We start from the raw sequence: 24,682 nt of genomic DNA on the forward strand, positions 1-24,682 counted from the left end.
AGCGCTCCCGGCTCACGCCTCGTCGATGGACACGAGGCTCGGGGACATGCGCTGGAGGGCCGCCAGGCTGCGCCGCTGCCACCCGAGCCGCGCGTCCGTGACGAACCTGATCTCGCACCCGAGCCCGTGGGCGGCGACGCCGCAGATGAAGGCGATGAACGCCTTCAGGCAGCTCGAGTTCAGGAAGTACAGGGCGCGGATGTCGAACACGACGGTGGTCAGCGAGAGGCGCTTCACCTCGTACTGGACCTCATTGCAATAGCTGCCGAGCGGCGCGGCCGCCGCCATGTCGCCCGTCCCGGTGAGCTTGATGCTGAGCCGATCGCCGTTGAGGGCCGGCTCGATGCCGAAGCTCTCGGTGACGACGGGCTCAACCCTTAAGCTGCTCATTCAGCCTCCACCGCTCGAGCGGCGCGTGCGCGATGATCGTGAGCTCGTTGCCCTCGATCTTGTAGTCGACGTCGAGCCCCCCCTCGGCGCGGACGCGCGCGAGGCCCAGGCCGGAGACGCCCTCGATCAGCGCTGTCTCCGTGATGAGCTCGTCGTAGTGCTTCAGCGGGTCGCTCGCGGTCTTCAGATCGAGCAGCCGCTTCTCGACCTCCCGCAGGCGCTCCGGGGACGCCTCGTTGCGCGCGCGGATCTTCATGATGTGCGACCTGTCGTCCTCCTCCAGCGCGAGCTCGAGGCTGACGCGAGGGCCGGTGGAATACTTGGTGATGTTCTCGGCGAGCTCATGCGCGGCCATGTAGAACCGCGAGCTCACGTTCGCGTCGTCCAGCACCGCACCGCAGAAGCTGGACACCAGCCGCAGCACCGCCGTCGCCAGGCGCTCGCTCGGAAAGAAGGTGATGCAGAGGAATAGCGAAGCGCTCTGCGTTGGTTCGGGGGATGACACAATCTGTTATTATACGCCGTCCTCGCGCCGGATCCAACCGCGTACTTCTGCGAGCGGCGTGACTGCGGCTCGGCGATTCCGTGCCTCCAGAGAAGGTACGTTTACGGCGACCACGGGACACACCGCCTCTGGACGCTGCGGTGGGACGGCGCGGGATCACGTGGAGAGCACGGCGGACCTCGCGTCGAGCCTGCCGGCGGCCTCGGTCGGCGAGGACGCCGCCGGCGAGCCGTCGCAGGGGGTGGCTCGCCCGCGAGCGCAGGGCTAGCCGGCGAGCTGCCCGTACCCCGCCCGGAGCTTCGCGAAGCGCGGGCGCCACGCCCTGCTCTCGGCGAGCAGCGGCGCGGTGCGCGCGAGCAGCAGCGCCACGTCCTCGGGGCGGCCGGCGTCGAGCAGGGCGCGCGCGCGCCAGTAAAGGAGCTCGACCCGCTGGTCGGCGCTCAGCCCGCTGCCGAGCTCGCCCGGCGGCTCTCCCTCCTCGCGCATCGTCGCCCGCGTGCGCGCGCCCTCCATGCTGTACCTCGGGTCCCTCACGGCGAGCTGCATCACGCCGAGGAGCGCCTGGGCGTACGGCGGCAGGTCCGCGATCGCCCCCTGCGCCCTGAGCCACCGGAGCTGCCGGCTCGCGTCCGCGTGCTCGTCGCGCATCGCGTGGATCCGCGCGAGGAGGAGCGCGCTGCTGTAGACAGGCCGGTCCTTGAACTGCTCGTCCAGCGAGCGCACCTGCCGCATGAGGGGCAGCGCGTCGTCCTCGCGCCCCCAGAGATAGAGCAGCTCCGCGAGCTTGATCGTCGCCTCGCGCTCGGCCCAGGTGTTGGCCTCCTCGCGGGCGAGCCGGACCGCGCGCCTGAGGTCGGCCATCCCGCGATCCGGCGCGTCGAGCGCCGGCCAGAGCTCCGCCCGGCGGACGAGCGCCGCGCAGAGGTGGACCCGATCGCCGCGCGCCTCGCAGCTGCGCACCGCCTCGTCGAAGCGCTGCTCCGCCTCGTCGAGGTGGCCGCACCGCATGAGGACGCAGGCCAGCAGCGTCAGCCCGGTTGCGTGCGTGTCGTGGTCGGCCTCGCGGACCCGCTCGACGCCCTGCGTCAGCCGCTCGAGGGCGTCGTCCAGGTTGCCCTTGCGGAACGACGAGCGGCCGGCGGCGACCTCGAAGCGCGCGGCGAGCGCCGGGTCGACGTGGCCTTCGCGGACGTCGAGCAGCGGGATCACCTCCTCGACCCGCGCCGCCGACTCCTCCCAGGCGCCGGCCCAGTCGAGCGCCGTCGCCTCCTCGAGCAGCGCCTCGGCGATCATCCGCGGATCCTTCATCGTGCGGGCCAGCGCGCCCGCGGAGCGGAGATCGTCGAGCGCCTCGCCGGTGCGCAGGACGCGGTAGCGCACGCGCGCGCGGCCGAGCAGCGCGAGGTAGCGCTGGCGCTGATCGTCGCCGTCGGCCCAGAGGAGCGCGGACGAGTAGTGGCCCTCGGCCACGGCGTTGTTGTGCCGGTCGCGGTGCAGATCGCCGAGGATCAGGTACGCGTGCGCCGCGCGGGCGTGCGCCCCGGCGGCCGCGGCGTGCCACGCGACCGGCTCGAGCAGATCCGGCGCCCTCGGCTGGGCCTCGGCCAGGCGCTCCCAGACGGCGAGCGCGTGCCGGTGCATCCCCGCGCGCTGCTCCTCCGTGAGGAGCGCGTAGATGGCCTCCTGCAAGAGCGCGCTCCGGAAGGCATAGCGGGGGCCCCCGGACGGGGTGCCCTCGCCGCGCGCGGCGTCGTGCGCGCCGCGGGGAGCGAGGATCCCCCGCGCGACGAGCGCGCGCAGGCCGCTCGGGACGTCGACGCGCAGCGCCGCCGCGTCCTCGCGCTCGAGCGCGCGCTGCGCGCCCGCCGCCACGTCCTCCGAGAGCTCGAAGCCGAGCACGGCGCAGAGCTGCGCGCACGCGCCGAGCTCCGGCGGGAGCGCCTCGAGCTGCAGCGCCGCGAACCACTGCCACGCGGGCGACGGCGGGAGCTTCTCGAGCTCGGCGGTCGCGAGCTGGTAGCTGTTCGAGCGCGCCCGCAGCCGCACGAGGCCCGCGCGCTTGATCGCGCGGGTGAGCTCCACGAGGCAGCGGGGGTTGTAGCCGGCCCAGGCGCAGATGCGCCGGAGGGCGGCGCTCGGCGGGTGCTCGGCGGGCCGGAGGAGCTCCGCGCAGAGGAGGAGCCCGGCGGCGTCGTCGAGCGGCAAGAGCGCGACCCGATCGCGCGCGTGATCGCGGGCGCTCAGCGCGTGGCGTCGCGCCTCGAGCTCCGGCGCGCCGGTGAGGAGCACCCAGAGCGGGAGGTGCGCCTCGCGCCGCGTCGCGAGGTCGAGCGCGTCGAGCGCGGCGCTGTCGGCGAAGTGCGCGTCGTCGACGATCACGACGACGGGGCGCTCCGCCGCCCGGCGGCGGAGCCCCTCGGCGATCGCGCGGATCACGCTGCCGCGGCGCGCCGGCGGCGGCCGGTCGGGCGAGCCGTCGAGCCAGCCGAGGGAGGCGGCGACGGCGGGCCACACGTCGCCGCCGAGCGGCTCGCCGAGCCGCTCGACGCAGAGCGCGCGCGGGTCGCGGGGCGCCGCGCGCGCGCCGTCCTCCGCGCCGTCGTCGACGCCGAGCACCCCGGCGAGCAGGGCGGCCGCGGTCTGTCCGGATCGGCCCCCGGTGCGTCCGGAGAGCTCCAGCTCGGCGCGCACCGAGATCACGAGCGCGCCGGGGTGCGCGAGCCGGCTGCTCTCGGCGATCTCGTCGGCGAGCCGCGACTTGCCGACGCCGCGCTCGCCGATCAGGGCGCACAGGCCGGGCCCGAGGCCCGCGAGCGCACGCTCGCGGCTCCCCTCGACGGCGCTCTGGGGGTCGCCGCGCCCGACGAGCGGCGGCGGCGGGGCGCGCGCTGTGTCGCGCTCGCCCGGGGACAGGGGCGCCTCCTGCGCGAAGAAGTAGCGGCCGTCCTCGCTCGCCGCGGCGATGTCGAAGCCGGGGTGCGCGGTGACGAGCTCGGCGCTGAGCGCGATCCCCCGCCATGGATCCGCGGGGAGCCACGCCTCGGGTCGCTCCACGGCGAGCCCGGTGACGGCCTGGACGCTGTCGGCGTCGCGCGCCTCGCGCCGGAGCTTCAGCGGCGCGACGTGGATCGCGAGGGGCGCGCCGACCGACGCGACGATCTCCCGCCCCGCGAGCAGCGCGCGCTCCGCGGCCGCCTCCTTCGGCCCGGGGAAGATCGCGACGAAGCGGTAGCCGCGCTGCCGCGCGAGGTGCCCGTCGTGCCGGGCCACGGCGGCGCGGACCTCGGCCTCGGCGCCGCGGGCCTCCAGCGCGAGCACCACCGTGTCGTGCCGGTCCGAGGAGCTGCTGACGGCGTCCTCCCCCGCGGCGTCCGCGGCGCCGACCGCCGCGGCGAGCACCGCCGCGCCTGCCGACGCGAGCGCGGCCCGCAGGCCGGCGGCGTCGTGCGGGCGGAGCGCCCGCTCCTTGGCGAGGCAGGCGAGGACGAGGGCCTCGATGGACGGCGGGACCGGGGCGAGCTCGCTCGGCCGGGGGGGCTGCCGGCCGAGGTGCCCCTGCGCGACGTTCGCGCGATCGCCCGCGAACGGCGGGCGCAGCGTGAGCAGCTCGAAGAGGAGCGCGCCGAACGCGTAGAGGTCCGCGCGCCCGTCGATCGGCTCGGCCCGGAGCCGCTCGGGCGAGGCGTACTCGGGCGTCCCGAGCATGACGCCGAGCGTGGTGAGCGCGCTGTCCGCCGGGTGGCAAACGACGCCGCGATCGCGCTGTGTGAGGCCGAAGTCGAGGAGCCGCACGCCCCCGCCGGGCTCGAGGAAGAGGTTCTCGGGCGCGAGGTCCATGTGGACCAGGCCGCGCTCGTGCACGACCTGGAGGCAGCTCAGCACGGCGAGCGCGACCTCGAGGGCGGAGCGCAGATCGAGCGCGGCGGGCAGGCCCTCGAGGCGCGCGGCCAGCGTCTCGCCCTCGAGCCGCTCCATGGCGATGTACGCGCGCCCGTCCTCGAGCACGCCGTTCTGGAGCAGGCGCGGCGAGACCGGGGGGCCGAGCTGCTCGAGCGCCCACGTCTCGCAGCGGAAGCGCTCGCGCGCGAGGAGCGAGTGGGCCCTGCTGATCTTGAGCACGGCGGGGGCGCCGTCCTCCAGCCGCGTCGCGCCCCACACGACCGAGAACGCGCCCGCCGCGAGCGGCTGGCCAACGAGGAAGCCCGCGAGGGACGGCGGCGCCTCGGCGCCGAGATCGATCGGCGCGGCGCGGAGCGGCGCCAGGGCGCCGTCTGCCGGGCAAGGGGCGAGGGCTGCGAGTCGTCGATGGCAGGATGGGCAGCGCGGCAAGAAGACCTCGAAATGACCTCGGAATGGGGGCCGGCGCGATACGTGGCCGATATTACCGGGTCTCCGCGCGTCACAGGCGAGAAAAGCCACGTTGCACGCGCAGCTTTACGCCCCTGGCAAAAGCGCACGGCGCAGGTCGCACGCGACAGCGTGGGCGTCGTGTCGACACGGGGGGACAGGTGCGGCGATGGTCGCAGTGCGCGAAACGTGTGGCGGCCATCGTCTTCGAGCGGCGGGGTGGCCTGGCGGGGGGCCGGGTATCCGGAGAACCCACCTGCGGAGAGGCGGAGTCGGGCCGCGCCGGGGGAAAGGCCGAGTCCGGTCGCCCGTCGGGGTGCGGCTCGGCGCGCGGGGCCGGGAGCTGTGGTGTATGCTGCGCCGAGAGGTCGGAGGGTTGGATGATCCATCGACAGACGGGTGAGATCGAGCTCGCATCCGGGGTCCGCATCGGACCCTCGTACTCGGAAGCGCAGTTTTTGTCGTCACCGCTCGCGCGGACGGCCAACGCCCTGAGCCAGGCGCAGCCGTGGAGCGGTTACAGGACGGCGCGCCAGCGCATCGGCTTCCGGACCTTCCGCGTCACGCTGCACTTCTGCAGCGGCAAGATCGCGTTGGTCGAGCTCTTCGAGGTGGGCGCGGAGTCGAAGGCGTTCTGGAACGACTGGTCCGAGAAGGAGGAGGCCGAGCGCAAGGCGAACCACGATGCCTGGCTGGAATCGATCCTCGGCGCGCCGCCGTACGAGTATCCCTGGGGCAAGATCACCTCCCAGTACGATCCGCGGGGCGGCTACAGCAGCATCGTTGTGCGCTTCGCCTAGCGCCCAGGCCCGGGCTGCTTGCCGGCGTCCCTCGGACGGGGGCGCTGCGGCGCTCGTCGGTGAGGGGCGCTACAGCGCTCGCCGGTAGCGGACCTCCGGCAGGCTGCCCGCGCCGACGCGCGCTCGTCGCTGCGCGCCGTCGCGGGCGAAGCCGGAGAGTTCGTAGAAGCGGCGCGCCCGGGTGTTCCCCTCGAGGACCCAGATCGTCATGGTCCGGTGGCGGCGCTGGGCGAGGTCGGCCTGCGCGGTGTCGAGCAGCGCGGCGCCGAGGCCGCGACCCCACGCGGCGGGCAGGAGGTAGATCGTGTACAGCTCGCCGACCTCGAGGGGGTCGTCGTCGTCGTCGCGCGTCGGTCCGGCGCTCGCGAAGCCGAGCACGGCGTCCGCGGCGCAGAGCAGCCAGGCGCGCGTACCGGTCGCGGCGCCGTGGCTCAGGATGCGCTGCCAGCTCGTCTCGCGCAGCCGCGGGGAGAGGGCGTTGAGGTCGTCGGCCGGGACGAGGCCGAGGTAAGCCGCTCTCCAGGAGTCGACCTCGACGCGCGCGATGGCGGCCGCGTCTGCCGGCTGCGCCCGGCGGATGACTGCCCTCGTGATCCGCTCCGACATGGTGTCTCGCGTCCCAGTATGCCTGGCGTCGCGGCGCGAGGCGCTGCCGTTGTGTCGTCCGGAGCGCTCGCCGGCCGGGCGCGCCATCAAGCGGCGCCCGACGCCGCATTCATCACGCTGCTCCATCCGCTGCAGGCGCCGGTCCCCTAAGGTGCGGGTGTGCGCGGTGACGCAACCGAGCGCTGCAAACGGAGCCGAAGGAGGAAACCATGCTGTGCAAGGAGATCATGAAGAGAGAGATCCAGAGCGTCATGACCGAGGACACGATCCAGACGGCCGCGTGCAAGATGCGCGATGCGAACGTCGGCTTCCTTCCTGTCTGCGACGACCAGGGGAAGGTGCTCGGGACGCTGACGGACCGCGATCTCGCCATCCGGGTGCTGGCCGACAACCGCCCGCTGAGCACGAAGACGGGCGACATCATGACCCGCGCGGTGGTCGCGTGCCGGCCTGACGACGAGGTGCAGCGCGCCGAGCAGCTGATGGGACAGCACCACAAGTCGCGCGTCCTGTGCACCGAGGCGGACGGCCGGCTGGTCGGCATCATCAGCCTGTCGGACATCGCGCAGCGCGAGGACGACAAGAACACGGCGCAGACCATCCGCCGGGTGACCGAGCGGGAGGCGCCTCAGGGGGCAAGGGCGCAGTAGCCGACCTGCGGCGATCGCGAAGGGAGCCGCCTCGACGGGCTCTCCGGGCCCGGGCTGGACGGCCCGGCCGGGGCGGCGCTGCGCGAACCGCTCGTCCAGGCGGGCCGACGAGGGCGGCCTCGCGCCGGCACCCGGCGGGCGTGACGCCGGGCCCGGGGGCCGCGCGCGGTCACGTCACCTTTCACGTCACCTTTCCGGGCCCCGCAGCGCTTCGACCAGCGCCTCGACAAGCGCCCGCACCGGCAGCGAGGGCGCCCGCTCGCCGAGCAGCTCGAGCACGTCCTCGTCGTCCTCGCCGCACGAGAGCTGCACGGCCGCGACCACGGCCCCATCGCGCTCGACCGCCAGGTCGAAGATCCCTTCCTCGTCGCTCACCGGCACGCCGAGCAGCGCCGACAGACGGCGGCCCAGGAGCTCGGCCAGCGGCTCGTCGCCGTCGAGGCTCGCCTCGTCGGGCTCGATCCTGGCCTGGACCGCGCGCGCCGGCCCCCCGCTCACCTCGGCGCCCTGGCGATCGAGCCGGAAACGCAGGCCGCCTGCCTCGAAGAATCCCGTTGTCACGCGCTGGATCAAGGCACGGCGCGCGCGCCCGGGCAAGCCGGTCCGACCGCGAGCGCCTCCGCCGCGGGTCTCGGCGCGGAGTTGCCCCTGGGGCGCCGCAACGACGCGCCCGACGGGGGCTCAGAGCACGCTGACGAGCGGCCCGGCGTCGCCGTCGAGCCATTGCTCGGAGATCACGAAGCTGGTCGAGATCCCCATCTCGCCGCGGTATCCCGAGGTGCCCGTGAGGATCTCGATCACCCTCCGGTCCCCGAGGCGGACGGGGAAGACCACGGAGACGCCCGTCGCGAGCTCCTCGCTGCTGTTCTGGTCCAGCGAGAACCACGCCTCCCCGGCGCTCGCTCCGAGCGTCCTCACGGCGGCCAGCGAGGGCGCCGCGCAGTCGATGCGGAGCCACTCGCGCCGCATCCGCGCCTTGCAAGCGGCGCCGCTCCTGTCCCGCGCGAGCCGCACCGGCTCGGCGGCGTCCCACTCCGCCGTCGCGGGCCGTGGCGTCCGCTCGGGCGCAGGCGGCGCCTCCTCCAGCGCGCGCACCCCGGACGCCGCCGCGGCCTCTCCCCCGTCCGGGAGGCCTGCCCCCGTCTCCGCCCGAGGTCCGACCGCGGCGCCGTCCGGCTCGGCTGTCCGGGCGATCAGCGACTCCGAGGCTTGCGCCGGCGCGAGCGCGCCGAGCAGGACTGTACCGATCCACAGGAGCCTCTTCATAACGTCCTCAGGAAGGCGACGAGCGCCGCCTTGTCTTTCCGCGACATGTGGCTTGTGCGGCCCATGCGATCCTCGTTCTGCGCGACGAGCTCTTCGAGCGTCCTCGCGGAGCCATCGTGGTAATAGGGCGCTGTCCCGGCGATGAAGCGCAGCGAGGGCGTCTTGTACACCGTGCCCTGCTTCTCCCTGTAGAACCCGGGTCGGGCGACGAGGCCCGGCATCGGGTAGCCCATCCGATCTGTGTACTCGGTCTCGGGCACGTGGCAGCGTGAGCACTGCGCCGCCTCGCTCGTGAAGAGCGCGAAGCCGTGCTTCTCCTCCGGCGTGAGCGGCCTATCCTCCCTGGGCGGAGGCACGAGGCCCTCGCGCAGGAAGCTGGCGAGATAGCTCGCGCGCAGCGAGTGCGCGCCGTCCGCGCCGCCGCCCATCCCCCATCGATGCAGGCCGAAGCCCTCCAGGATGCGCGCGGCGAGGAGCTCGCTCTGGGCGTTCCAGCCATAAGGACCCTCGGCCGAGACGCGCCCTGCGAGCATGGGTGTCTGTCGAGCCACGCCGCCCGCGAGCCCTGCCATCGGCCGGTTGTCGGCGGATCCGAAGAAATTGGCGAAGTCGCCGCCGCTGACCTCGTGCCACACGTGGCCGTCGTCGCGCCCATCGGGGTGACACCCGGCGCAGCCGAGCCCGCCGCTCGTTCTCCAGTCGGTCGCGTTGTAGAAGAGCTTCCGGCCGATGGCGGCCAGGTCGAGGAGCGGGGGCTCGGCCAGCCGGATGAACGGCACGGGCCCCGGCGCGAGGGGAACACCTGCCTTGTGCTCGTCGAGGCGGACGATGGCGAGGGCGTCGGTCGAGCGGCAGTACACCCAGGCCAACGATTCGTCCCCGGAGAGGGCGACGCCGCTCGGCGCGCCGCACAGGGTCGCCACGCCGGCGTCGCGCGAGAGGGTGTCCAGGGACCCCGGCGCCGCACCGGCGAGCGCCGGTGAGCTGCCGAGCGGGTACGTGCGGAGGGGCCGGAGCGTCGGCTCGACCGAGAGCGCGTCGAGCTCCACAAGGGCGTCGGTGCCCTCGCTGGCCACGAGCAGCGTGCGGGTGCTCTCGCGGTAGACGAGGGCGCGCGGCTGGACGAACGGGGCGAGCTCGCTCCTGGGTGCTTCGAGCTCCGGGTCGCCGGTGATGTCGAGCTCGAAGTCCCGCGCGATCCGGCTCGGGGCGCCCTCGCGGCGGCGCGGCGCGAGGGGCTCGTCGTTGCCCGTGATCAGGACGTCGACCGTGGCGGCGCCGAACCACGAGAGCTCGCCGAGCGCGCCGAGCGCGTGGCGCGCGACGAACAGGCGGCGGCCGTCCGGGGAGAGCGCGGCCGCGTATCCGAGCGAGGCAGCGCGCGGGTCGTCCGGAGGGGCGCGGTAGGGCGATGCGGGCAGCGCGATCGGCCTCGCCTGCGGGGGAGAGCGCAGATCGATCCGGGTGAGCGCCGACGACGTGAGGTGCGTGATGTACGCGGCCGCGCCGTCCTCGCGGATCACGACGCCGCGAGGCTCGCGCGGGACATCGATCGACCATGACTTCGTGGCGGTCGCCAGATCCACAGCGGAGACCTTGTCGGTCCACGCGCTGGTGACGATGGCGGTGCGCTCGTCCGGCGTGATCGCCAGCCCCCAGGCGTCGGCCGGCAGCGGCACGCGCGCGACCTCCACGAGCCCCGCGGTCGGATCCGGCTGCATCACGAGCAGCAGCCCGGGATCTCGGATCGTGACGAGCACGCGGCCCCCGAGGGCGAGGACCTGCGCGGGTCGCCCCGGCATCGCGATCGCGATCGGCGGAGCGCTCACGTCGACGGGCAGCGGGATGCGCCGGAGGGCGCGGTGGTCCTCGTCGGCCAGGTAGAGCGCGTCGCCCTGCGGCGCGCGCATGAGGGCGCCGCCGGTCCGCTGGACCGCGCGGAGCTTCGGGGACGGCGGCGGCGGGGACGGTGGTGGTGGAGACGGCGGTGGAGTCGCCGTCTTCTCCGCTCCGGCATTGCGCTCGTCCGGCGCGGTTTGCCTGGAGGGGCTCGAGCAGGCCGCGGCGAGGGCCGCGGCCAGAAGGAGAGTCGATGTTCGCGGCTTCATCGGGCGCCCGCGACAACGACAGCGCGCACCGGAGTTATTCCAGGATCCGCCGGATCCGGTTCTCCGCGCCGCGGCCGGCGACCCGACACTGCGCCATGGCGCCGCCACCTGCCCGACGGCAGTTGTCACCCCGGAATCCCCTGATTTCTGCCCACTGAACCCTGGTATGCGCTCTGCCATGGGCGCCGCGCATGGGAGACGCCGACATCACCTTGCGCCACCTCGCCCGAAGGCCGCTTCGCCTCGAAGCCCCCGGCGAGCCCGTGCCGCCGATCGAGAGCGTCGCCGTGGTCCTGTCGGGCCGCAGGCGGCGCTTGCCGGCGACGGGCAAGCGCCGCATTGCCTGGCCGGGGCGGCCCTTCAGCGGCGCGCACTTCCGCGTCGACGCCGTCTACCAGCGCACCGTCTCCGAGCTCCGGGCGCGCGGCAGCGTGCTCTGGCTGGTGTTCACCCCGCTCGCACGTAACGCGACCGCGGCAGCGCTGCGGGACATCGTCAGGGAGATCCACGCGGGGGCGAAGACGGCAGAGGAACGGGCCGAGCTGTATACGGCGCTCCTGGTGATGGCGACCATCGACCCCTGGGGGGCATAATCGGAACGACGCCATACCTGACGGCGCTCCGCCCGTCTCCCTGCGCGAGATCACCCGCGGTAACCCCGGCGCCGTCCTCGCTCTCTCGGGCTTCTCCGGCGCCAGGGATGCCATCGACGGGCCTCTCAGCAGGACGAAGCCCGCAGGCTCAATACGCGAGCACCTCGCCGCCCGACGAGAGCTCGCACGCGCCGTCCAGGGGATCGCCGCCCGTGCGGAGGATCTCGGACGGCTCCGGCTCGTGGTAGACGCCGGAGAGCGCGATGTCGACCATGCGCAGGATCGCGCGATCGAGCTTTGTCACGTAGTAGCAGGGGATCGTCGGCTCCTTGTGAGCGCCGCCAACCCCGGAGTCATCCGTCAAGAAGAGGTAACGGCCGCCCGTCAATTGCGCGGCTGAGCGCATGGTGAGCTCGGTGAGCTCGTCCACGCCGCTCGACGCGACGGGATAGACAGCCACCCCGCGGTCCTTGAGGGCTTGTATCCCGTCGGCCATGGCCGCCGCGTTGCTGTCGTGGTGGGGCGCGTCCGCGACCCAGAAGGCGAGGCGCGCTGTGTCGCCGCCCGTGCTCCAGGCGAGATCGGCCGCCTTGGAGAGCGCCTTGTCGGGCGCCTCCGGGAAGTCGCCGCCGCCGCCGGCCGCCTGCTCGGCGAGCTTCACCTGGAACTCGCCGGGATCGGTGCGGAAGTCGAACCACCGCACGACGTAGTCGTCCTCGGTGTCTCTATAAAGGACCAGCGACCAGCGCTGCTCGGCGTTCGGGTACTTGGCGAAGATGGAGTCGGAGAGGGCGATGAACTCCGTCTGGAGATACGCGATCTCGTCGCCCATGCTGCCGGTCGTGTCGATGATGAGCGAGACGTCGAGCGTCTCCCGCTTCACTGGAGGCGCCGCGAAGAAGCTGTGCGCGGCCTGGTGATCGGCCTCGGTGAAGGGCATGAGGCCCGGGAGCTGCTGCGCGTAGAGCGTGCTCCGGTACGAGAGGAAGAAGTCGAAATTGCGATTGTCGTCCCAGACGCCCGCGGTGAGCGTGCCTGGCTCGATGCTGCCTCCGCCGCCGGCGCCTCCGCCGCCGGCGCCTCCTTCGCCGGCGCCTCCGCCGCTGCCGGGGGAGCCGACGCCGCCTGCGAGATCGCCGCCGTCCGTCGGACCTCCCGTACCGGCCGAAGCGGTGCCGTCGACGTCGCCAGGGCCGGGGCCCGTCCCCGGGATCTCGCCATCGCTACCGTCGTCTGAGCTCGAGCTCGAGCTCGAGCACGCCCCCAGCGCGAGAAGGCATCCCACCGTGAAAGCGAAGCGCACACAGATACGCATGGGGTCTCCTTGGCCGCCGGGGTCCTCACGTGCCGACGTCGGACGCGGCCAGGCGTGCTGCAGTGCATAGTGCATGGAGCGTACCGAGCCCCGATCGCGCGATCTCCGGCGTTTGCGTGGCTGTCCGTTGTGCGGTCTGTGCCAGGACGCGCCGGAGCGCGACCCCGACGGCACAGGCGCTCGCGGGCTCCGCAGGGCGCTGATGGGCTCGCGGTCCTCGAGCTCGGTCGGTCCCGTCGCCCCCTCAGCCGATCGCCTCGGCCGTCAGCCGCCGCGTCCTCCGGCCCGACGCGAGCGTGAGGTGCTGTCCCCAGCTCGTCTGGTGCGGCACCTCCCCGTCCACGATCTCGCTCGCCCGGATCTCGAACCCGGCGGCGCGGTAGGCGGGGCGCAGCGCGTCATCGATCCACGCGTCCGAGAGCTCGGGGAGGCCGAGCCGCGCCGCGTAGGGCCGGTCGTCGAAGACGCTCTGGTTGAGCAGCGCGATGAGCTCCCCGCCCGGCCGGACGAGCCGGCGCAGCGCCTCGAGCACCGGCGCCTCCGGGAGCACGAGGGCCGAGAGCAGCGAGGCCCAGGGGAAGTTCAGCGTGAGGGTGTGGGCGAGCCCGGTGAGCTCCTCCGGCAACGCCTGCACCGACGCGACGACGAAGAGCGCGTTCGGCCGGCCGCCCCGGGCTGCCTTGCGGCCGGCGCGCCACGACACCTCGCGCATCCGCTCGCCCGCGGGGTCCACGCCGATGCAGAGCGTGTCGGGGTGGGCGCCGGCCGAGCGGTACACGAAGCGGCCGTCGCCGGTGCCGACGTCGATGAGGACCCGCGCGTGGCCAGCGAGCTTCGCCTCGAGGTCCGCGCGCGTCCACGGGAGAGACGCCTTGCCGAGCTGCACGATCATCGTCGCCTCGAGCGCCACCGCTCACTGGCCGGGGCGTCGCATCCAGTACCCCGGCCGCCGCCTCGCGTGAGCGAACGCGACGATCTGGATCGCGGAGCCTTCTGCCGTGAAGAACGCGACGAAAGGGAAACGGCGCAGGGCATACTTTCGATAGGGATAGCCATCCTGCCATAGGGGCCATGCATCGGGCGCATCGGCGATCGCGTCGAGCGCCCCCTCGATGGCGCTCACGAACTCGAGGCCGAGCCGAGGACGGCGCCGCTCGTACCAGTCTACAGCTTCGTCCAGCTCCGTCTGAGCGTCGACGCGAACGAGGATCGGTCGGGTCAACCAGCGCCCAGTCGCGCGAGGACCCGCGCCCGAACCTCGGACCACGGGGTCCCCTCGCTCCCCCCATCGCGCACCGCCTGCTCTCTGCGCTCGAGCTCCTCGAGCCAGGCGGCGTCCCAGGCATCATCGTGCGGCTCCCCGACGCTGGCGAGCAGCTCGGACGCGATCTTGAGGCGTTCTCCTTCAGGAAGGGCCAGGGCGGCAGCGAGGATGTCCTCGGTGGGATGGGCCATCGTGTGTCTAGCGTACCTCGGCTCGCGCGCCGGATCGACCCGTCGCGCCGGGCCGGGCTGGTTCAGCCGCGGGAGCGGTCGGTTCAACCGCCCCGGCTCCCGGGTCGCAGAGCTCGCTCGCGACGCCCATGCGCGCGCCGGTCGCTCCTCTGCGCGGAGTCGCAAGGGCCGGCTCGGCCTACCCGCTCGCCGCCGCGAGCTCCCGGCACCCGATCGCCCGCGCGAGGTCGTCGCTCGACTCGCGCAGCATCCGGACCAGCATCGGCAGCCGCTGCCTGGCCGGCGGCGCGCCGCCCGGGGCCGCCTGGAGCGCCGTGAGCCGCGCCTCGGCCGCCGCGAGGAGGTCCCGATCGACGCGGTACGAGGGGAACAGGTGGGTGAAATACGCGGATGCGAGCTCGTGCGTCCGCGTCTCGAAGACGTGCTGCACCCGCTCGAAGAACCCCTCCACGTACGGCTCGAGCAGCGCGCGCTGGAACGACCAGTTGAACCCCGACATGGCCGCGCTCGTGAGGTGCAGCGAGCCGTACCCCTCCCCGTGGAAGCGCTCCCACGCCGCGGCCTTCGCCGCCGGATCCGGGCGCGCCGTCTCGGCGCGCAGCGCGGCGCGCTGGCCGCGATCGGACGGGTCGCGCTCGCGCTCCTTGGCGAGCCGCTCGTCCGCGCCCGCCATGCCGCGCGCGATCCACTTCACGGCGACCGTCCAGCGCATCTCCTGGTCGATCTCGAGCCCCTCCACCTCGATCTCGCCGTCCACGAGGCGCGCGGCCACGACGAGGTCCGACGCCGAGTAGGCCGCGTGGAGGAGCGCCCGCGCCCACACGATCTGCGCGTCGCCGCGGGGCGCCGCCCGGAGCGCCGAGAGGGCGAGGCCCGTGAACGCGCTCGCCTCGGCCTCGCGCATCGGGTCGGGCACGTAGCGCGCGAGCGCCGTCACCGCGTTCGTGAGCACCGGCTCGACGAGCGAGAGGTCCGGCTCGGACGGCAGCTTGTCCCTCACCAGCGCGAGGTACGCGGGGGAGGCGAGCTTCTTGTCGCGCACCATGCTCCAGAGCGACGACCAGAGCAGCTGCCGCAGGAGCGCGTCCTCCACGCGGCCGATGTGCTCGCGCACGAACGCGAGCGAGCCCGGATCGAGCGCGATCTTCGCGAACGTGAGGTCGTTGTGGTTCGGGAACACGAGGAGCGGCGCCCGCTGCCCCCGCGCCGCGGCGACCTCGGTCGTGGCGCCGTCGATCTCGGCGGGCACCGAGTCGACGACGAGCGCGCCGCCCTCCTCGCGCGCGAGCGCCACGTCGATGCGGTGCGGCCGGAGGGTCGGGTAGTCCACGGGGGCCGTCTGCACGACGCGGAGCCGGCCGATGCGGTCGCCGTCGGGCTCCCACTCGGCCGTGAGCGTGTTGAGCGACGCCTGCTCCAGCCAGACGCGCGACCAGGCGCCGAGGTCGCGGCCCGAGCCCTCCTCCAGCGCGGACAGGAACTCGCGCAGGGTCGCGTTGCCGTACTGGTAGCGCTTGAAGTAGCGGCGCATCCCGTCGCGGAAGGCCGGCAGGCCGATCGCCGCGACGAGCTGCTTCATCGCGGCCGCCCCCTTGCCGTACGTGATGCCGTCGAAGTTCAGGAACGTGTGCTCCGTGTCCGCGAGCTCCCCGGCGATGGGGTGCGTCGTCACGAGCTGGTCCTGCCGGTAGGCCCAGCTCTTCATGACGTTGAACGCCTTCCACACGGCCGGCTCGAACCGGGTCGCCTGCTCCATGGCGAGGAAGGCCATGTACGTGGCGAAGCTCTCGTTCAGCCAGAGATCGTTCCACCACCGCATGGTCACGAGGTTGCCGAACCACATGTGGGCCATCTCGTGGAGGAACACCTCGGCGCGCGTGAGGCGCTGGTGCTCGGTCGGCGGGTCCCGGAAGATCATCCGCTCGCTGTGGGTCACGGCGCCGACGTTCTCCATGGCGCCGGCGTTGAACTCGGGGACGAAGACCTGATCGTACTTTGTGAAGGGGTACGGGTAGTCGAAGAACTCGGGGTAGAAGTCGAAGCCCTGCTTCGTGATCGTGAAGAGCTCGTCGGGGTCGAGGTGCTTCTCGAGCGATCTGCGGCAGTAGAGCCCGAGCGGGATGCCGCGGTGCTCGTCGCGGACGCCGCTGTAGGGGCCGGCGATCAGCGCGAAGATGTAGGTGCTGAACCGGGTCGTCTCCTCGAACACCCGCGTCGAGCGCCCCAGGCCCGCGCCGATGGTGCGGCGGACGCGGGCGTTGCCGATGATCTCCCAGTCCTCGGGCGCGGTCACGGAGAGCCTGTAGCTCGCCTTGATGTCCGGCTGGTCGAAGCAGGGGAACAGGCGGTGCGCGCTGAACGGCTCGAGGTCCGAGTAGAGGTAGTCCTCGCCGTCCTCGGGGTCGCGGAAATGGTGGAAGCCGTCGCCTGTATGGTCGTAGTCGTTCTCGTAGACGACGCGCACGCGCGTCTCCGGATCGAGCAGCTTCCCCGGGAGGCGGATGCGGCAGTCGGACCACTCGGGCTCGACCTCGACGCCGTTGATCTCGAGCCGCTCGATGCGCCGGCCGCGGAAGTCGATGAAGGTGTCGCCGCTGCCGCGGACGTCGAAGTAAGCGAGCGCCTCGCCGCGGTAGCCGCCCTCGCCGCGCGACAGGTCGAGGGAGAGCTCGTAGCGCGCGTTGCCGATGCGCGCGGCGCGCTCCTCGGCCTCCTTCTGGGTGAGCACGTCCCGTCCGGGGCCGCCGGTCTTTTCCGTCATGACGTGCACACCCTAGGACGAACCGCCGGAGGGTGGCCAGCGCATCCGCGCAAGGTCGGGATCGCCGCACCGCCTCGAGGCGCAGGACGGAGGCGCCTGCCAGGCGGCCGGCCGAGGGACGAGGGAGCGGACGGCCGGCCGAGGGAGCCGTCCCGCGCGGCCGGCGGCCGCAGGCTCGATGGGGGCGCGGAGCGAACCCGGGGCGTCGGCCTCCCCCATGCCGCCGGGGGCGCCCGAGACTGCGGGGAGCCTCCGGAGGGAGCCGCGCGGCCTGATTTTGTGCCAGAAGGGCGCGGCTCTGTGCCAGGGGAGGGGGGTCCGGCACTGGCTCAAACGCAATGCATTGCGACACACCGGGGTCCGGACCCCTCGAGAACGCTCGGTCGAGCGATTTTCAGGGCAAGATTGTGCCAAAAAGCGAGCTATTTGGCGAAATTCTGTGCCAACAACCCCGTGCACACCGTCTTCGTTGTGCCAGACGGGGGGTCCGGACCCCTCCGGACCGCAATGCAGAGCGCTTGCGGGGGTCTCGGACCCCTCCGGACCGCAGAGGCGAGCGCGCGCGGGGGCGCGGGATCCCTCCCGGGCGCAAGCAGCGCGAGCGGGGGAGCGCAGCGCGGCTCGGCGTGGCCTGGAGCGCCCTTGTTGAGGGGCCGAGGCCGGGCGTGTGCCGTGGTCGCGCCCGCGCGGGCTCGCGAAGCTCGGACCATGCAGCGCGCGCCGACGTCCTGGGTGATCGACCCCGACGATCCTCGGGCCCCCCCGCAGGAGCTCTGGGACCGGATGACGCCGGAGGAGCGGCAGCGCGTCCTCGACACGCTCCCGTCGGAGTTCGAGGTCTCGGAGGCGAGCCCTCCCGAGGGCGACTTCCACTTCAACCCGAAGGTGGCGGCCCGGGACACGCTGGGCGGGTACTTCCAGAGCATCGGCAGGCGCGTGTACCTCGCGTGCGAGCTGCCGGTCTACGACGCGGCAGGGCGCATGGTGGCGCCGGATCTCATCGCAGTGCTCGACGTGGAGATGAAGGAGCGGGCCTGCTGGTCCGTGAGCGCGGAGGGCAAGGGGGTCCATCTGGCGCTGGACATCCTCTGGAACGAGAGGAGCAAGAAGAAGCTCGAGGACAGCGCCGCCCGCCACGCGTCGCTCGGGATCCCCGAGTACTTCGTCTTCGACCGCCGGCGCCGCCGGTTGCGCGGCTTCCGGCTCGCCGCGGGAAGCGCGCGCTACCAGCCGATCGCCCCGCACGAGGGCCGGCTCACGAGCGCCGTGCTCGACCTGGACCTGGGCCTGGAGGGGGACCGGCTGTGCTTCTACCATGCGCTGGCCCGGCTGCCGGAGCCGCGCGAGGTGCTCGCCAGGCTCGGCGCGATGGTGGACGACCTCGCGGCGCGCATCGAGGACGCCGAGCAGCGCATCGAGGACGCCGAGCAGCGCTTGGATGAAGAGCGACAGCGCGCCGACGAGACCGAGCGAAGGCTGGCCGAGGCCCTGGCCGAGCTGGAGGGCCTCAGGCGCGAGCGCGGCTGAGCGCGCCGGCGGCTCAGCGCGCGGGAGGGCTGCGGCGCCACGCGAGCGTGGCGGCGATCCCCGCGAGCGCGAAGGCCGCCTGGAGGAGGTGCAGGAGCAGCGAGACCGCGATGGCGGAGCTCGCGGTGAGGCCGAGCAGCGAGGCGGCGAGCGTGAAGGCGCCGTCGGTGGCGCCGATCTGGCCCGGGATGAGGTCGCCGGCCGCCGTGCCGGCCGCGCCCACGCCGTACGCGGCGAGCGCGCGGAGGAGGTCGCTCTCGGCGCTGACGGCGGCGAGGAGGACACCATACTGCGCCACCTGGAGCGCGCGGCCCGCGACGCAGGCGACGAACGGCCAGCCCGGGACGGGCGGGCGCTCGCGGACGGCCTCCTGGAAGGCGGCGGTGAGCTGGCCGGCGCGGGCGAACCGCCGGGTGATCCACGCCGAGGCGGCGCGCTGCCGCGCCGCGAAGGCGACGCCGAGGCCGCTCGCGACAAGGAGGGCGGCGTGCGCGAGCACGCCTAGGGCGAACGGGGAGGCGCCGCCGCCGATGCGGAAGAGCGCCGCGGCCGCGAGGAGCGACAGCGGGGCCGCGGCCAGGAGCGCGAGCGACTGGTTCGCGGTGGCGATCGCGGCCGCGCGCGGGGCGCCGACGTGGGGCGAGAGCAGCGCGGCCTTGACCGCCTCGCCCGCGGCGCGGCCGGCCGGCATCAGCGCCATGACGGGGTAGCTGACGACGTGGATGCGAAGGAGCTCCGCAGCCGGGATGCGCTGCGGCGCGCAGAGCACGGCGGTGGCGATCGTCTCGCAGCCGACGCGCGCCGCCTCCAGCGCGATCAGGAAAGGCAAGAACGGCGCGGCGCGGGTCACCGCGGCGAGCATCTCCGCCGCGCCGACGTGCCGGATGAGCGCGACGAGGGCGGCGAGGCCAAAGGCGCCGAGCGCCGCGTGGAGCAGCGCCCTGCGCCGCGCGCCGGGGGCGGCGGACGTGTTCAGGGCGGCGGGCGGCGCGGCAGGGACGCGCGCCCCGCCGCCGGGCATGGGCCCGGGGTCGCTGTCGGGGCATTCCTCGGCCGCTCGGGCCGGAGGCAAGGGAGCCATGGGAAGGAGGTGCGCTGCGAGGCGCATGCCGGCGCCATGTGGGCGCGGCGTGCGCACGCGGCGGCGAGGCGCCCCGCGGAGAGCGCAGGCGCCCGGGGCGCTCCCCGGGCGCGACCGCTCACGCGGGAGCGAGCGGGGCGTGGAGGCGCGTGCCCGGCACGACGATGCCCCCGCGGTCGCCGGGGGTGAGCGAGCCGAAGCGCTCGCGGAACACCGGCGGCAGCGGCCGCGCGCCGGGCGGAGCGAGCCAGAGGCGGAGCAGGTGCCGCCGGCGATCCGGCTCGGGCCAGTCCTCGAACGCCGTGCGATCGTGGAGCAGCGTGTGGTTGTGCACGAGCTGGATGTCGCCCGGGCGGAGCTCCATGGTCATGTGGAGCGCCGGGTCGTTGGCGAGGGCATCGAACAGGTCGAGCGCCTCGATCTGCCGCGCCGTGAGCGGCGGGACGTCGGGAAAGCGGCGCGCCGACTCGATGTACTGCCGCTGGTAGACGGCGGACAGGAGCTGGGTGTGCCAGCTCAGCACCGGGATGCGAAAATAGGGCCGCTCGCCCGCCGGCACCTCGCCCCGGCGATCGGTCTCGAGCGGCGCGAACAGCGCCTCGGCCAGGTCCGGGCGCGCCCGCCGCAGCTCGTTGTACAGCGTGACCGAGCTGACCAGCGCCGAGAGCCCGCCCGCCCTGGCGGTCCGGAGGCAGAGCAGCGCCACGACGTCGCACGAGTCGGTGTGGAAGGTCTGCCGCTCGTGCGTCTGGTAGATGCGCACGCTCGGGTCCTGGCTCGACAGGCCGAGGTCCTTCACGTGGCCGAGCACGTGCCCTCGCGCGTTCTGCGAGCGCGCGCTCCCGAGGTGGCTGCCGATGCCGAGGAACGCGATCGCGGCCGCGCGGGGGTCGCCGCGGTCGAGCCAGGCGCCGCGCAGCCCGCGGAGGAGGGCGAAGCCGCGGCCGTCGAGCACCTCCGCGAGCACGCGGCGGAGGCGCGCGGCGAGCGACGGCAGCGGGAAGGCCTCGCTGCGCATCCGCGCCGGGTCTTCGCCCGTCTCGGCGAAGCGCCGGACGGCGGCCTCGACCTCCTCGAGCTCCGCCGGCGTGAGGTGCTCGATCCAGCCGTCGCTCTGCGCCATCGCAGGGCCGTACCAGGCCGAGGGGCCGGCGATCTGCGCCGGGATCTGCGAGAGGTCGGTGCTCGGTAGGGTCTCTTCAGAGCTCATCGTCTGGCCTAGAGAAGGAGTCGAAGCGTCGAGGCGTCAAGGACGCCGGGGGAGAGATTCGAGCTGAAACGAGTCGAGGACGCCAGTCACGCCAGGGCACCATCTCTCCTCTCTCTCAGCGGCGCGGGCGTCTTGACAGTTCGAATTCCTCTTGTCTCGTCTGCCGAGCGCTCAGCATGCGCTCGTCGTTCAACGCGCGGCGCGCGCGCAGCGCGGCGTCGGCGCTGAACACAGCGAGCCCGGCCCAGATGCAGGCGAAGCTCACGGCCTGGGTGGCCGTGAACGGCTCGCCATAGACCAGCACGGCCAGCAGGAACTGACCGCTCGGCGCGAGGTACTGGAGGAAGCCGAGGGTGGTCAGCGACAGGCGGCGCGCCGCGTTCGTGAACCAGACGAGCGGCAGCGCGGTGATGACGCCGGTCGCGGCGAGGAGGACGTGCGTCCGCAGATCGGTCTGGCCCATGGCGCCCGAGCCGTCGATGTGGAGGGTGGCCAGGTAGGCTGCGCCGAGCGGGGCGACGAACAAGGTCTCCAGGGTGGAGCCAGGGAGCGAGTTGACGGCGGCGACCTTCCGCAGCAGGCCGTAAACGCCGAACGTCCCGGCCAGCGCCAGCGCGATCCAGGGGACCGCGCCGGCGCGCGCGGCGAGGTACACGACGCCCGAGGCGGCGAAGCCGAGCGCGAGCCACTGGGCGGGCCGCGGCCGCTCGCGCAGGAAGAGCATGCCGAGGAGCACGCTGAGCAGCGGGTTGATGAAGTAGCCGAGGCTGGCGTCGAGCAGGCGCCCCACCGCGACGGCGTAGATGAAGAGGACCCAGTTCGCCGAGACGAGCGCCCCGGTCGCCGCCATGGAGATGACGACGCGCCGGTCGCGCAGCGCCGCGCCGAGCGCGCCGAGCTGCCCCGTGGCCAGCGTGAGCGCGGCGAACGAGAGCAGGCTCCACACGGTGCGGTGGGCCAGGAGCTCGAACGCGCCAACATGACGGAGCTGCTTCCAGAAGACGGGAACGATGCCCCACGCGCTGTAAGCCGCGACGCCGTAGACGACGCCCCACGCCGCTTCTGGGCGGCTCTCCGGAGCGTTCTCGGACGTGCGCATGAACGGTCGTGCTCTCCGAGGTGCGACGCCCGCGGCCCGGCGCAGCCGTCACGCGGCGCCGCTCGCGTCCTGCCGACGGCGAACATGTCCAAATTGCTCGCGGATTTCAAGCGTCTTCTGCGGGATGAGCGGCCCCTCGACTTGTCGTCTTCCCGCTCGATACCACCGCAGGCTTTCCGCCGGTGGGTGACCGCCTCGCGGCCTGATAGGATCGCGAGCGTAGCCGTGAACGACCGTCGCGACACCCTCGTATCCATCCCTCATGAGGACATCCAGAGCGCCGAGGATCGCTCGTGGATCGAGCGGCTCCTCGGCTGGCTGGTGCTGCCCGAGCTTCCTGCGGCCGAGCGGGACGAGATCGCGACGACCCTGGAGCGCGTCCAGGACCCTCGCGCCGAGGCGCGGCTGACGTTCCTCGTGGAGGCGCGTGAGCTCCCCGGGGTGGCGCGCGAGGCCGCGGGCGCGATCCTGAGGAGCTCCGGGAATCCTCCGGGCGGCGCCGGGCTCAGGGCCATCTGGGCGGGGGGCGACGCCTTGCTCCGCCGACACGCGATGCTTCTCATGGGACGCGCCGAGGCGGACATCGTCGAGCCGGTTGCCCGGGACCCCGCGCACCCGCTTCACAAGGAGGCAATCGAGGCCCTCGCGTTCGACTTCTCGGAGCCGCGCTTCCAGGCGCTGAAAATCGCCGCCCTCGTGCACCCCGACGCGGACGTCCGCAAGGTCGCCGCCGACGCGCTGCTGTGGGACGAGCCCGTCGCGGCCGAGGCGCCGCTCCTCCGCGCCGCGGCGGATCCAGCGGTCGACGTCGCCCTCGCTGCGCTGGACACGCTCCGTTACTATCCGAGCCAGCGCTGCCTCCGCGCGGTCACCGCGCTCTGCGGGCACCCTGACGAGAGGATCCGCGCCGCGGCAGGTCGCTGTGCCTTCGAGATCCGCGAGGGCAGGTTTCGGTGGGCGCTCGACCGCGCCGACCCGGCCGAGCGGCGCCTTCTCCTCGCATGGATGGATCCGGTCCGGCATCTCCTCGGCATCCCGGAGGACGATGCCGTACCCTGGGCCGACGACCCCGCTGCGCACGCGCGGATCTACCCGCTCGGTGGTGACCGCGGGTCGGACGGAGATCTGGAGACGGCCGAGCTCGTTGCGCTCTATGCCGATCTCGACGGCTGCTGGGCGGACAGGAAGAGTCGATTCTCGGACCGCTTCCGAGCGGAGCGATATGCTGCGGACCGCGGCGTCTTGACGGCGTTCCTGGTGGGACACCCCGATCCCTGGATCCGCGAGCGGTCCGCGGCGCTCCTCGCCGCGTGGGGCGAGCACGAGGCCCTCCTCGGGCTCACCCGCGACGCTGCCTTTTACGTTAAGAAGAGCGCGATGTACTGGCTCGGCCAGCTCTCGGCGAACCGGGCTCTGGCAGCTCCCGTCTGGGAGCACCTCGGCGAGCTCGGGACGACGGGCACGCACGCCCTCGAGACCCTGAACACGTACGTCGCCCATGCGCGGAAGGAGGATTCGATCCCCCGGCTCCTCACGCTCGCCCGCAGCGATGGGCGCGAGCCGGTCCGGGCCGGTGCCATCGATGCGCTCGCCAAGCTCGGCGCTCGCGCCGAGATCGAGGCGCTGCTCCCCCTGCTCGCCGAGCCGCCGCAGGTGACGTGGGGGATTCACATCGCGCTCCTGGGAGCATGCAGGCCCCTCGAGCTCCACCCGGGACGGTGCGACGCGCTTCGCGAGGTCGACAACATCGATGTTCAGATCGCGCTCGCGCGCATGATGGCGGCGTGATCTGCCGCTGATTAGCTCGCCAAGGAGAGTCCTGAACATTCGAGCTGCAGGTTGTTCGATGACCAACATCGGAGGATGAGAACCATGAGGCGCGCGCGATGACCTCTGTGAAGCAGGAGAACCCTGCGGCAACTCCTCCTGTGAGCTCGCCGCCAGTCCCTCCATCGACTGAACGTCATTCCCTGTCTCAGGAGCTCTCTAAGGTCGCGACGCTCAGAATTGTCGTGCCCGAGCCCATAGCAGCGTTGCCAGGGCTGAAGATCACGCGCGATGGAGAGGAGCTGGGGCCTGAAGCATTGAATGCCGGTCGACAAAGGAACGTATGTGCTCAAGGCGACGGTCAGCGGAAAACATCCATGGACGAGGCAGGCTCATATCCATGCCGATGGCTTCGGTGCATCCTTCACGGTCGTCATGCGCGATCTCTAGATCTCAGCGGCGAGATCCGGGACCGGATGAGGACCTACGGAGCCCGGAGCTCTGCGTCCCCGCTCTCGCCTGCGGACGACGCCCGCGCCACGCCGATCCCGGAGGACGATGCGGCGCTTTGGGCCGGCGAGGGGGCGTACGCACCGAAGTGGGCGCTGCCGCCGCGGACCTCCCCGGACGAGAAGGTGCCGCGGGAGCTCCTGGTGCAGCAGTGGGGAAACGTCGCCGCGGTGGCGCGGGAGCTCGGAAGAGATCGCGCCCAGGTGCACCGGTGACTCAGGCGGTACAACATGAAAATCGACGAGTTCCGCTGACCCCGTAGTCCGGGAGGCGCGCCGTGGCCGGGGTCCAGGCGAAGTTGGACGGCGCGGCACTGGCCTCCAACGACCGTCCTGTATGCCCGCTCGTGCGCTCGCCGGAGGCCCACCGTGCTCGCGCCCGCCACCGCGCAGCGCGTGCGCGTCGCTGGATCCCGGGTTCGCTGGCCCGCCGGGGGCAGGACCCGCGCGCGCAGGGCCGCCCGATCGCGGGCAACACCGCGCTTCCCATCCTCCCGACGAGCGGCCGCACTCGCCGCCGCGCCGCGAGATCCGCGTGGCACCCGCGTTGCTGGGCGCGGAGCGCGGCGCCGGGATCTGCGCCGAGCACAACGAGGTAGGAATGCGAAGTATCTACTCTGTGGCAGGGCTATGCGCAGCGACGATGGTCGCGTGCATGCACAACACGACCGACGAGACAGAGCCGGGAGAAAC

Annotated in this window: 21 protein-coding genes; 6 read left to right on the forward strand and 15 right to left on the reverse strand. The window is 73.1% G+C overall.

The genetic code is table 11. The annotated features are described in order from the left end of the window. Positions 1 to 12 precede the first annotated feature (12 nt). The 3 genes from WMF28_RS10775 to WMF28_RS10785 all read right to left on the reverse strand — a co-directional run bounded on the left by WMF28_RS10775 (position 13) and on the right by WMF28_RS10785 (position 5,224). Positions 13 to 390: a hypothetical protein gene (locus tag WMF28_RS10775; RefSeq protein ID WP_437602085.1), complete on the reverse strand. Its 378-nt coding sequence runs from the start codon at positions 388 to 390 to the stop codon at positions 13 to 15. After that, the gene (locus tag WMF28_RS10780; protein WP_437602086.1) at positions 371 to 895 is read right to left on the reverse strand and encodes a hypothetical protein; all 525 of its coding nucleotides are present in this window, start codon (positions 893 to 895) and stop codon (positions 371 to 373) included. The genes WMF28_RS10775 and WMF28_RS10780 overlap by 20 nt, the downstream gene beginning before the upstream one ends. Positions 896 to 1,159: 264 nt before the next feature. Further along, the gene (locus WMF28_RS10785; protein WP_437602087.1) at positions 1,160 to 5,224 is read right to left on the reverse strand and encodes a serine/threonine-protein kinase; all 4,065 of its coding nucleotides are present in this window, start codon (positions 5,222 to 5,224) and stop codon (positions 1,160 to 1,162) included. Positions 5,225 to 5,622: 398 nt separating this feature from the next. On the opposite strand from WMF28_RS10785, the gene WMF28_RS10790 reads away from it, so the two are divergent. After that, entirely contained in the window at positions 5,623 to 6,042 is a 420-nt protein-coding gene (locus WMF28_RS10790; RefSeq protein ID WP_437602088.1) for a hypothetical protein, read from the forward strand. Between the two features lie 69 nt (positions 6,043 to 6,111). Here WMF28_RS10790 and WMF28_RS10795 read toward each other — a convergent pair whose 3' ends face one another. After that, positions 6,112 to 6,648 carry an N-acetyltransferase family protein gene (locus WMF28_RS10795; RefSeq protein WP_437602090.1) on the reverse strand — a complete coding sequence of 179 codons (537 nt, stop codon included), beginning with the start codon at positions 6,646 to 6,648 and terminating at the stop codon, positions 6,112 to 6,114. 209 nt (positions 6,649 to 6,857) lie between these two features. Between WMF28_RS10795 and WMF28_RS10800 the strand changes: the two genes are divergently transcribed. Continuing rightward, on the forward strand, positions 6,858 to 7,298 hold the full coding sequence (locus WMF28_RS10800) for a CBS domain-containing protein (RefSeq protein ID WP_437602091.1): 441 nt from the start codon (positions 6,858 to 6,860) through the stop codon (positions 7,296 to 7,298). A 186-nt stretch (positions 7,299 to 7,484) separates the two neighbouring features. Here the strand turns inward: WMF28_RS10800 and WMF28_RS10805 are convergent, their stop codons facing one another. The 3 genes from WMF28_RS10805 to WMF28_RS10815 all read right to left on the reverse strand — a co-directional run bounded on the left by WMF28_RS10805 (position 7,485) and on the right by WMF28_RS10815 (position 10,672). Then, the gene (locus WMF28_RS10805) at positions 7,485 to 7,859 is read right to left on the reverse strand and encodes a hypothetical protein (protein WP_437602092.1); all 375 of its coding nucleotides are present in this window, start codon (positions 7,857 to 7,859) and stop codon (positions 7,485 to 7,487) included. Positions 7,860 to 7,979: 120 nt separating this feature from the next. Continuing rightward, positions 7,980 to 8,564 carry a hypothetical protein gene (locus tag WMF28_RS10810; protein WP_437602093.1) on the reverse strand — a complete coding sequence of 195 codons (585 nt, stop codon included), beginning with the start codon at positions 8,562 to 8,564 and terminating at the stop codon, positions 7,980 to 7,982. Then, positions 8,561 to 10,672, reverse strand: a complete 2,112-nt coding sequence (locus WMF28_RS10815) for a hypothetical protein (protein ID WP_437602094.1) — start codon at positions 10,670 to 10,672, stop codon at positions 8,561 to 8,563. Before WMF28_RS10815 ends, WMF28_RS10810 begins: the two co-directional genes overlap by 4 nt. A 191-nt stretch (positions 10,673 to 10,863) precedes the next feature. Here WMF28_RS10815 and WMF28_RS10820 point away from each other — a divergent pair, with 191 nt between their 5' ends. Continuing rightward, positions 10,864 to 11,265, forward strand: coding sequence for a hypothetical protein (locus WMF28_RS10820; protein WP_437602095.1), 402 nt, complete (start codon positions 10,864 to 10,866; stop codon positions 11,263 to 11,265). Between the two features lie 148 nt (positions 11,266 to 11,413). Here the strand turns inward: WMF28_RS10820 and WMF28_RS10825 are convergent, their stop codons facing one another. The 5 genes from WMF28_RS10825 to pepN all read right to left on the reverse strand — a co-directional run bounded on the left by WMF28_RS10825 (position 11,414) and on the right by pepN (position 16,796). Beyond that, positions 11,414 to 12,580 (reverse strand): vWA domain-containing protein, encoded by a 1,167-nt coding sequence (locus tag WMF28_RS10825; RefSeq protein ID WP_437602096.1) that lies wholly within the window; start codon positions 12,578 to 12,580, stop codon positions 11,414 to 11,416. Positions 12,581 to 12,824: 244 nt separating this feature from the next. Continuing rightward, positions 12,825 to 13,490, reverse strand: a complete 666-nt coding sequence (locus WMF28_RS10830) for a class I SAM-dependent methyltransferase (RefSeq protein ID WP_437602097.1) — start codon at positions 13,488 to 13,490, stop codon at positions 12,825 to 12,827. Between the two features lie 3 nt (positions 13,491 to 13,493). Continuing rightward, a complete protein-coding gene (locus tag WMF28_RS10835) occupies positions 13,494 to 13,847 on the reverse strand; it encodes a type II toxin-antitoxin system RelE/ParE family toxin (protein ID WP_437602098.1) in 354 nt (117 codons plus the stop codon). Further along, positions 13,799 to 14,035 carry an addiction module protein gene (locus WMF28_RS10840; protein WP_437602099.1) on the reverse strand — a complete coding sequence of 79 codons (237 nt, stop codon included), beginning with the start codon at positions 14,033 to 14,035 and terminating at the stop codon, positions 13,799 to 13,801. Before WMF28_RS10840 ends, WMF28_RS10835 begins: the two co-directional genes overlap by 49 nt. A gap of 178 nt (positions 14,036 to 14,213) precedes the next feature. Then, positions 14,214 to 16,796 (reverse strand): aminopeptidase N, encoded by a 2,583-nt coding sequence (pepN, locus tag WMF28_RS10845; protein WP_437602100.1) that lies wholly within the window; start codon positions 16,794 to 16,796, stop codon positions 14,214 to 14,216. Between the two features lie 708 nt (positions 16,797 to 17,504). On the opposite strand from pepN, the gene WMF28_RS10850 reads away from it, so the two are divergent. Beyond that, entirely contained in the window at positions 17,505 to 18,323 is an 819-nt protein-coding gene (locus WMF28_RS10850) for a Uma2 family endonuclease (protein WP_437602101.1), read from the forward strand. 13 nt (positions 18,324 to 18,336) lie between these two features. Here WMF28_RS10850 and WMF28_RS10855 read toward each other — a convergent pair whose 3' ends face one another. From WMF28_RS10855 to rarD, 3 genes are all read right to left on the reverse strand, one after another. Continuing rightward, a complete protein-coding gene (locus WMF28_RS10855; protein ID WP_437602102.1) occupies positions 18,337 to 19,404 on the reverse strand; it encodes a lysylphosphatidylglycerol synthase domain-containing protein in 1,068 nt (355 codons plus the stop codon). Between the two features lie 118 nt (positions 19,405 to 19,522). Next, the gene (locus tag WMF28_RS10860; RefSeq protein WP_437602103.1) at positions 19,523 to 20,614 is read right to left on the reverse strand and encodes a TauD/TfdA family dioxygenase; all 1,092 of its coding nucleotides are present in this window, start codon (positions 20,612 to 20,614) and stop codon (positions 19,523 to 19,525) included. A 115-nt stretch (positions 20,615 to 20,729) separates the two neighbouring features. After that, positions 20,730 to 21,713: an EamA family transporter RarD gene (rarD, locus tag WMF28_RS10865; RefSeq protein ID WP_437602104.1), complete on the reverse strand. Its 984-nt coding sequence runs from the start codon at positions 21,711 to 21,713 to the stop codon at positions 20,730 to 20,732. 225 nt (positions 21,714 to 21,938) lie between these two features. Here rarD and WMF28_RS10870 point away from each other — a divergent pair, with 225 nt between their 5' ends. Beyond that, positions 21,939 to 23,501 (forward strand): hypothetical protein, encoded by a 1,563-nt coding sequence (locus tag WMF28_RS10870; RefSeq protein ID WP_437602105.1) that lies wholly within the window; start codon positions 21,939 to 21,941, stop codon positions 23,499 to 23,501. Between the two features lie 455 nt (positions 23,502 to 23,956). After that, positions 23,957 to 24,205 carry a hypothetical protein gene (locus WMF28_RS10875; protein ID WP_437602106.1) on the forward strand — a complete coding sequence of 83 codons (249 nt, stop codon included), beginning with the start codon at positions 23,957 to 23,959 and terminating at the stop codon, positions 24,203 to 24,205. Positions 24,206 to 24,682: the final 477 nt, after the last annotated feature.

Origin of the sequence: Sorangium sp. So ce590, from assembly GCF_051521365.1 — a bacterium.
Taxonomy (GTDB): domain Bacteria; phylum Myxococcota_A; class Polyangia; order Polyangiales; family Polyangiaceae; genus Sorangium.

What these genes read in the sequence shown, in the direction of transcription:
- WMF28_RS10775 (WP_437602085.1), bottom strand. Translation starts at nt 390, where the DNA reads ATGAGCAGCTTAAGGGTTGAGCCCGTCGTCACCGAGAGCTTCGGCATC.
- WMF28_RS10790 (WP_437602088.1), top strand. Translation starts at nt 5,623, where the DNA reads ATGATCCATCGACAGACGGGTGAGATCGAGCTCGCATCCGGGGTCCGC.
- WMF28_RS10795 (WP_437602090.1), bottom strand. Translation starts at nt 6,648, where the DNA reads ATGTCGGAGCGGATCACGAGGGCAGTCATCCGCCGGGCGCAGCCGGCA.
- WMF28_RS10800 (WP_437602091.1), top strand. Translation starts at nt 6,858, where the DNA reads ATGCTGTGCAAGGAGATCATGAAGAGAGAGATCCAGAGCGTCATGACC.
- WMF28_RS10810 (WP_437602093.1), bottom strand. Translation starts at nt 8,564, where the DNA reads ATGAAGAGGCTCCTGTGGATCGGTACAGTCCTGCTCGGCGCGCTCGCG.
- WMF28_RS10815 (WP_437602094.1), bottom strand. Translation starts at nt 10,672, where the DNA reads ATGAAGCCGCGAACATCGACTCTCCTTCTGGCCGCGGCCCTCGCCGCG.
- WMF28_RS10820 (WP_437602095.1), top strand. Translation starts at nt 10,864, where the DNA reads ATGGGAGACGCCGACATCACCTTGCGCCACCTCGCCCGAAGGCCGCTT.
- WMF28_RS10825 (WP_437602096.1), bottom strand. Translation starts at nt 12,580, where the DNA reads ATGCGTATCTGTGTGCGCTTCGCTTTCACGGTGGGATGCCTTCTCGCG.
- WMF28_RS10840 (WP_437602099.1), bottom strand. Translation starts at nt 14,035, where the DNA reads ATGGCCCATCCCACCGAGGACATCCTCGCTGCCGCCCTGGCCCTTCCT.
- pepN (WP_437602100.1), bottom strand. Translation starts at nt 16,796, where the DNA reads ATGACGGAAAAGACCGGCGGCCCCGGACGGGACGTGCTCACCCAGAAG.
- WMF28_RS10850 (WP_437602101.1), top strand. Translation starts at nt 17,505, where the DNA reads ATGCAGCGCGCGCCGACGTCCTGGGTGATCGACCCCGACGATCCTCGG.
- WMF28_RS10855 (WP_437602102.1), bottom strand. Translation starts at nt 19,404, where the DNA reads ATGGCTCCCTTGCCTCCGGCCCGAGCGGCCGAGGAATGCCCCGACAGC.
- WMF28_RS10860 (WP_437602103.1), bottom strand. Translation starts at nt 20,614, where the DNA reads ATGAGCTCTGAAGAGACCCTACCGAGCACCGACCTCTCGCAGATCCCG.
- rarD (WP_437602104.1), bottom strand. Translation starts at nt 21,713, where the DNA reads ATGCGCACGTCCGAGAACGCTCCGGAGAGCCGCCCAGAAGCGGCGTGG.
- WMF28_RS10875 (WP_437602106.1), top strand. Translation starts at nt 23,957, where the DNA reads ATGAGGACCTACGGAGCCCGGAGCTCTGCGTCCCCGCTCTCGCCTGCG.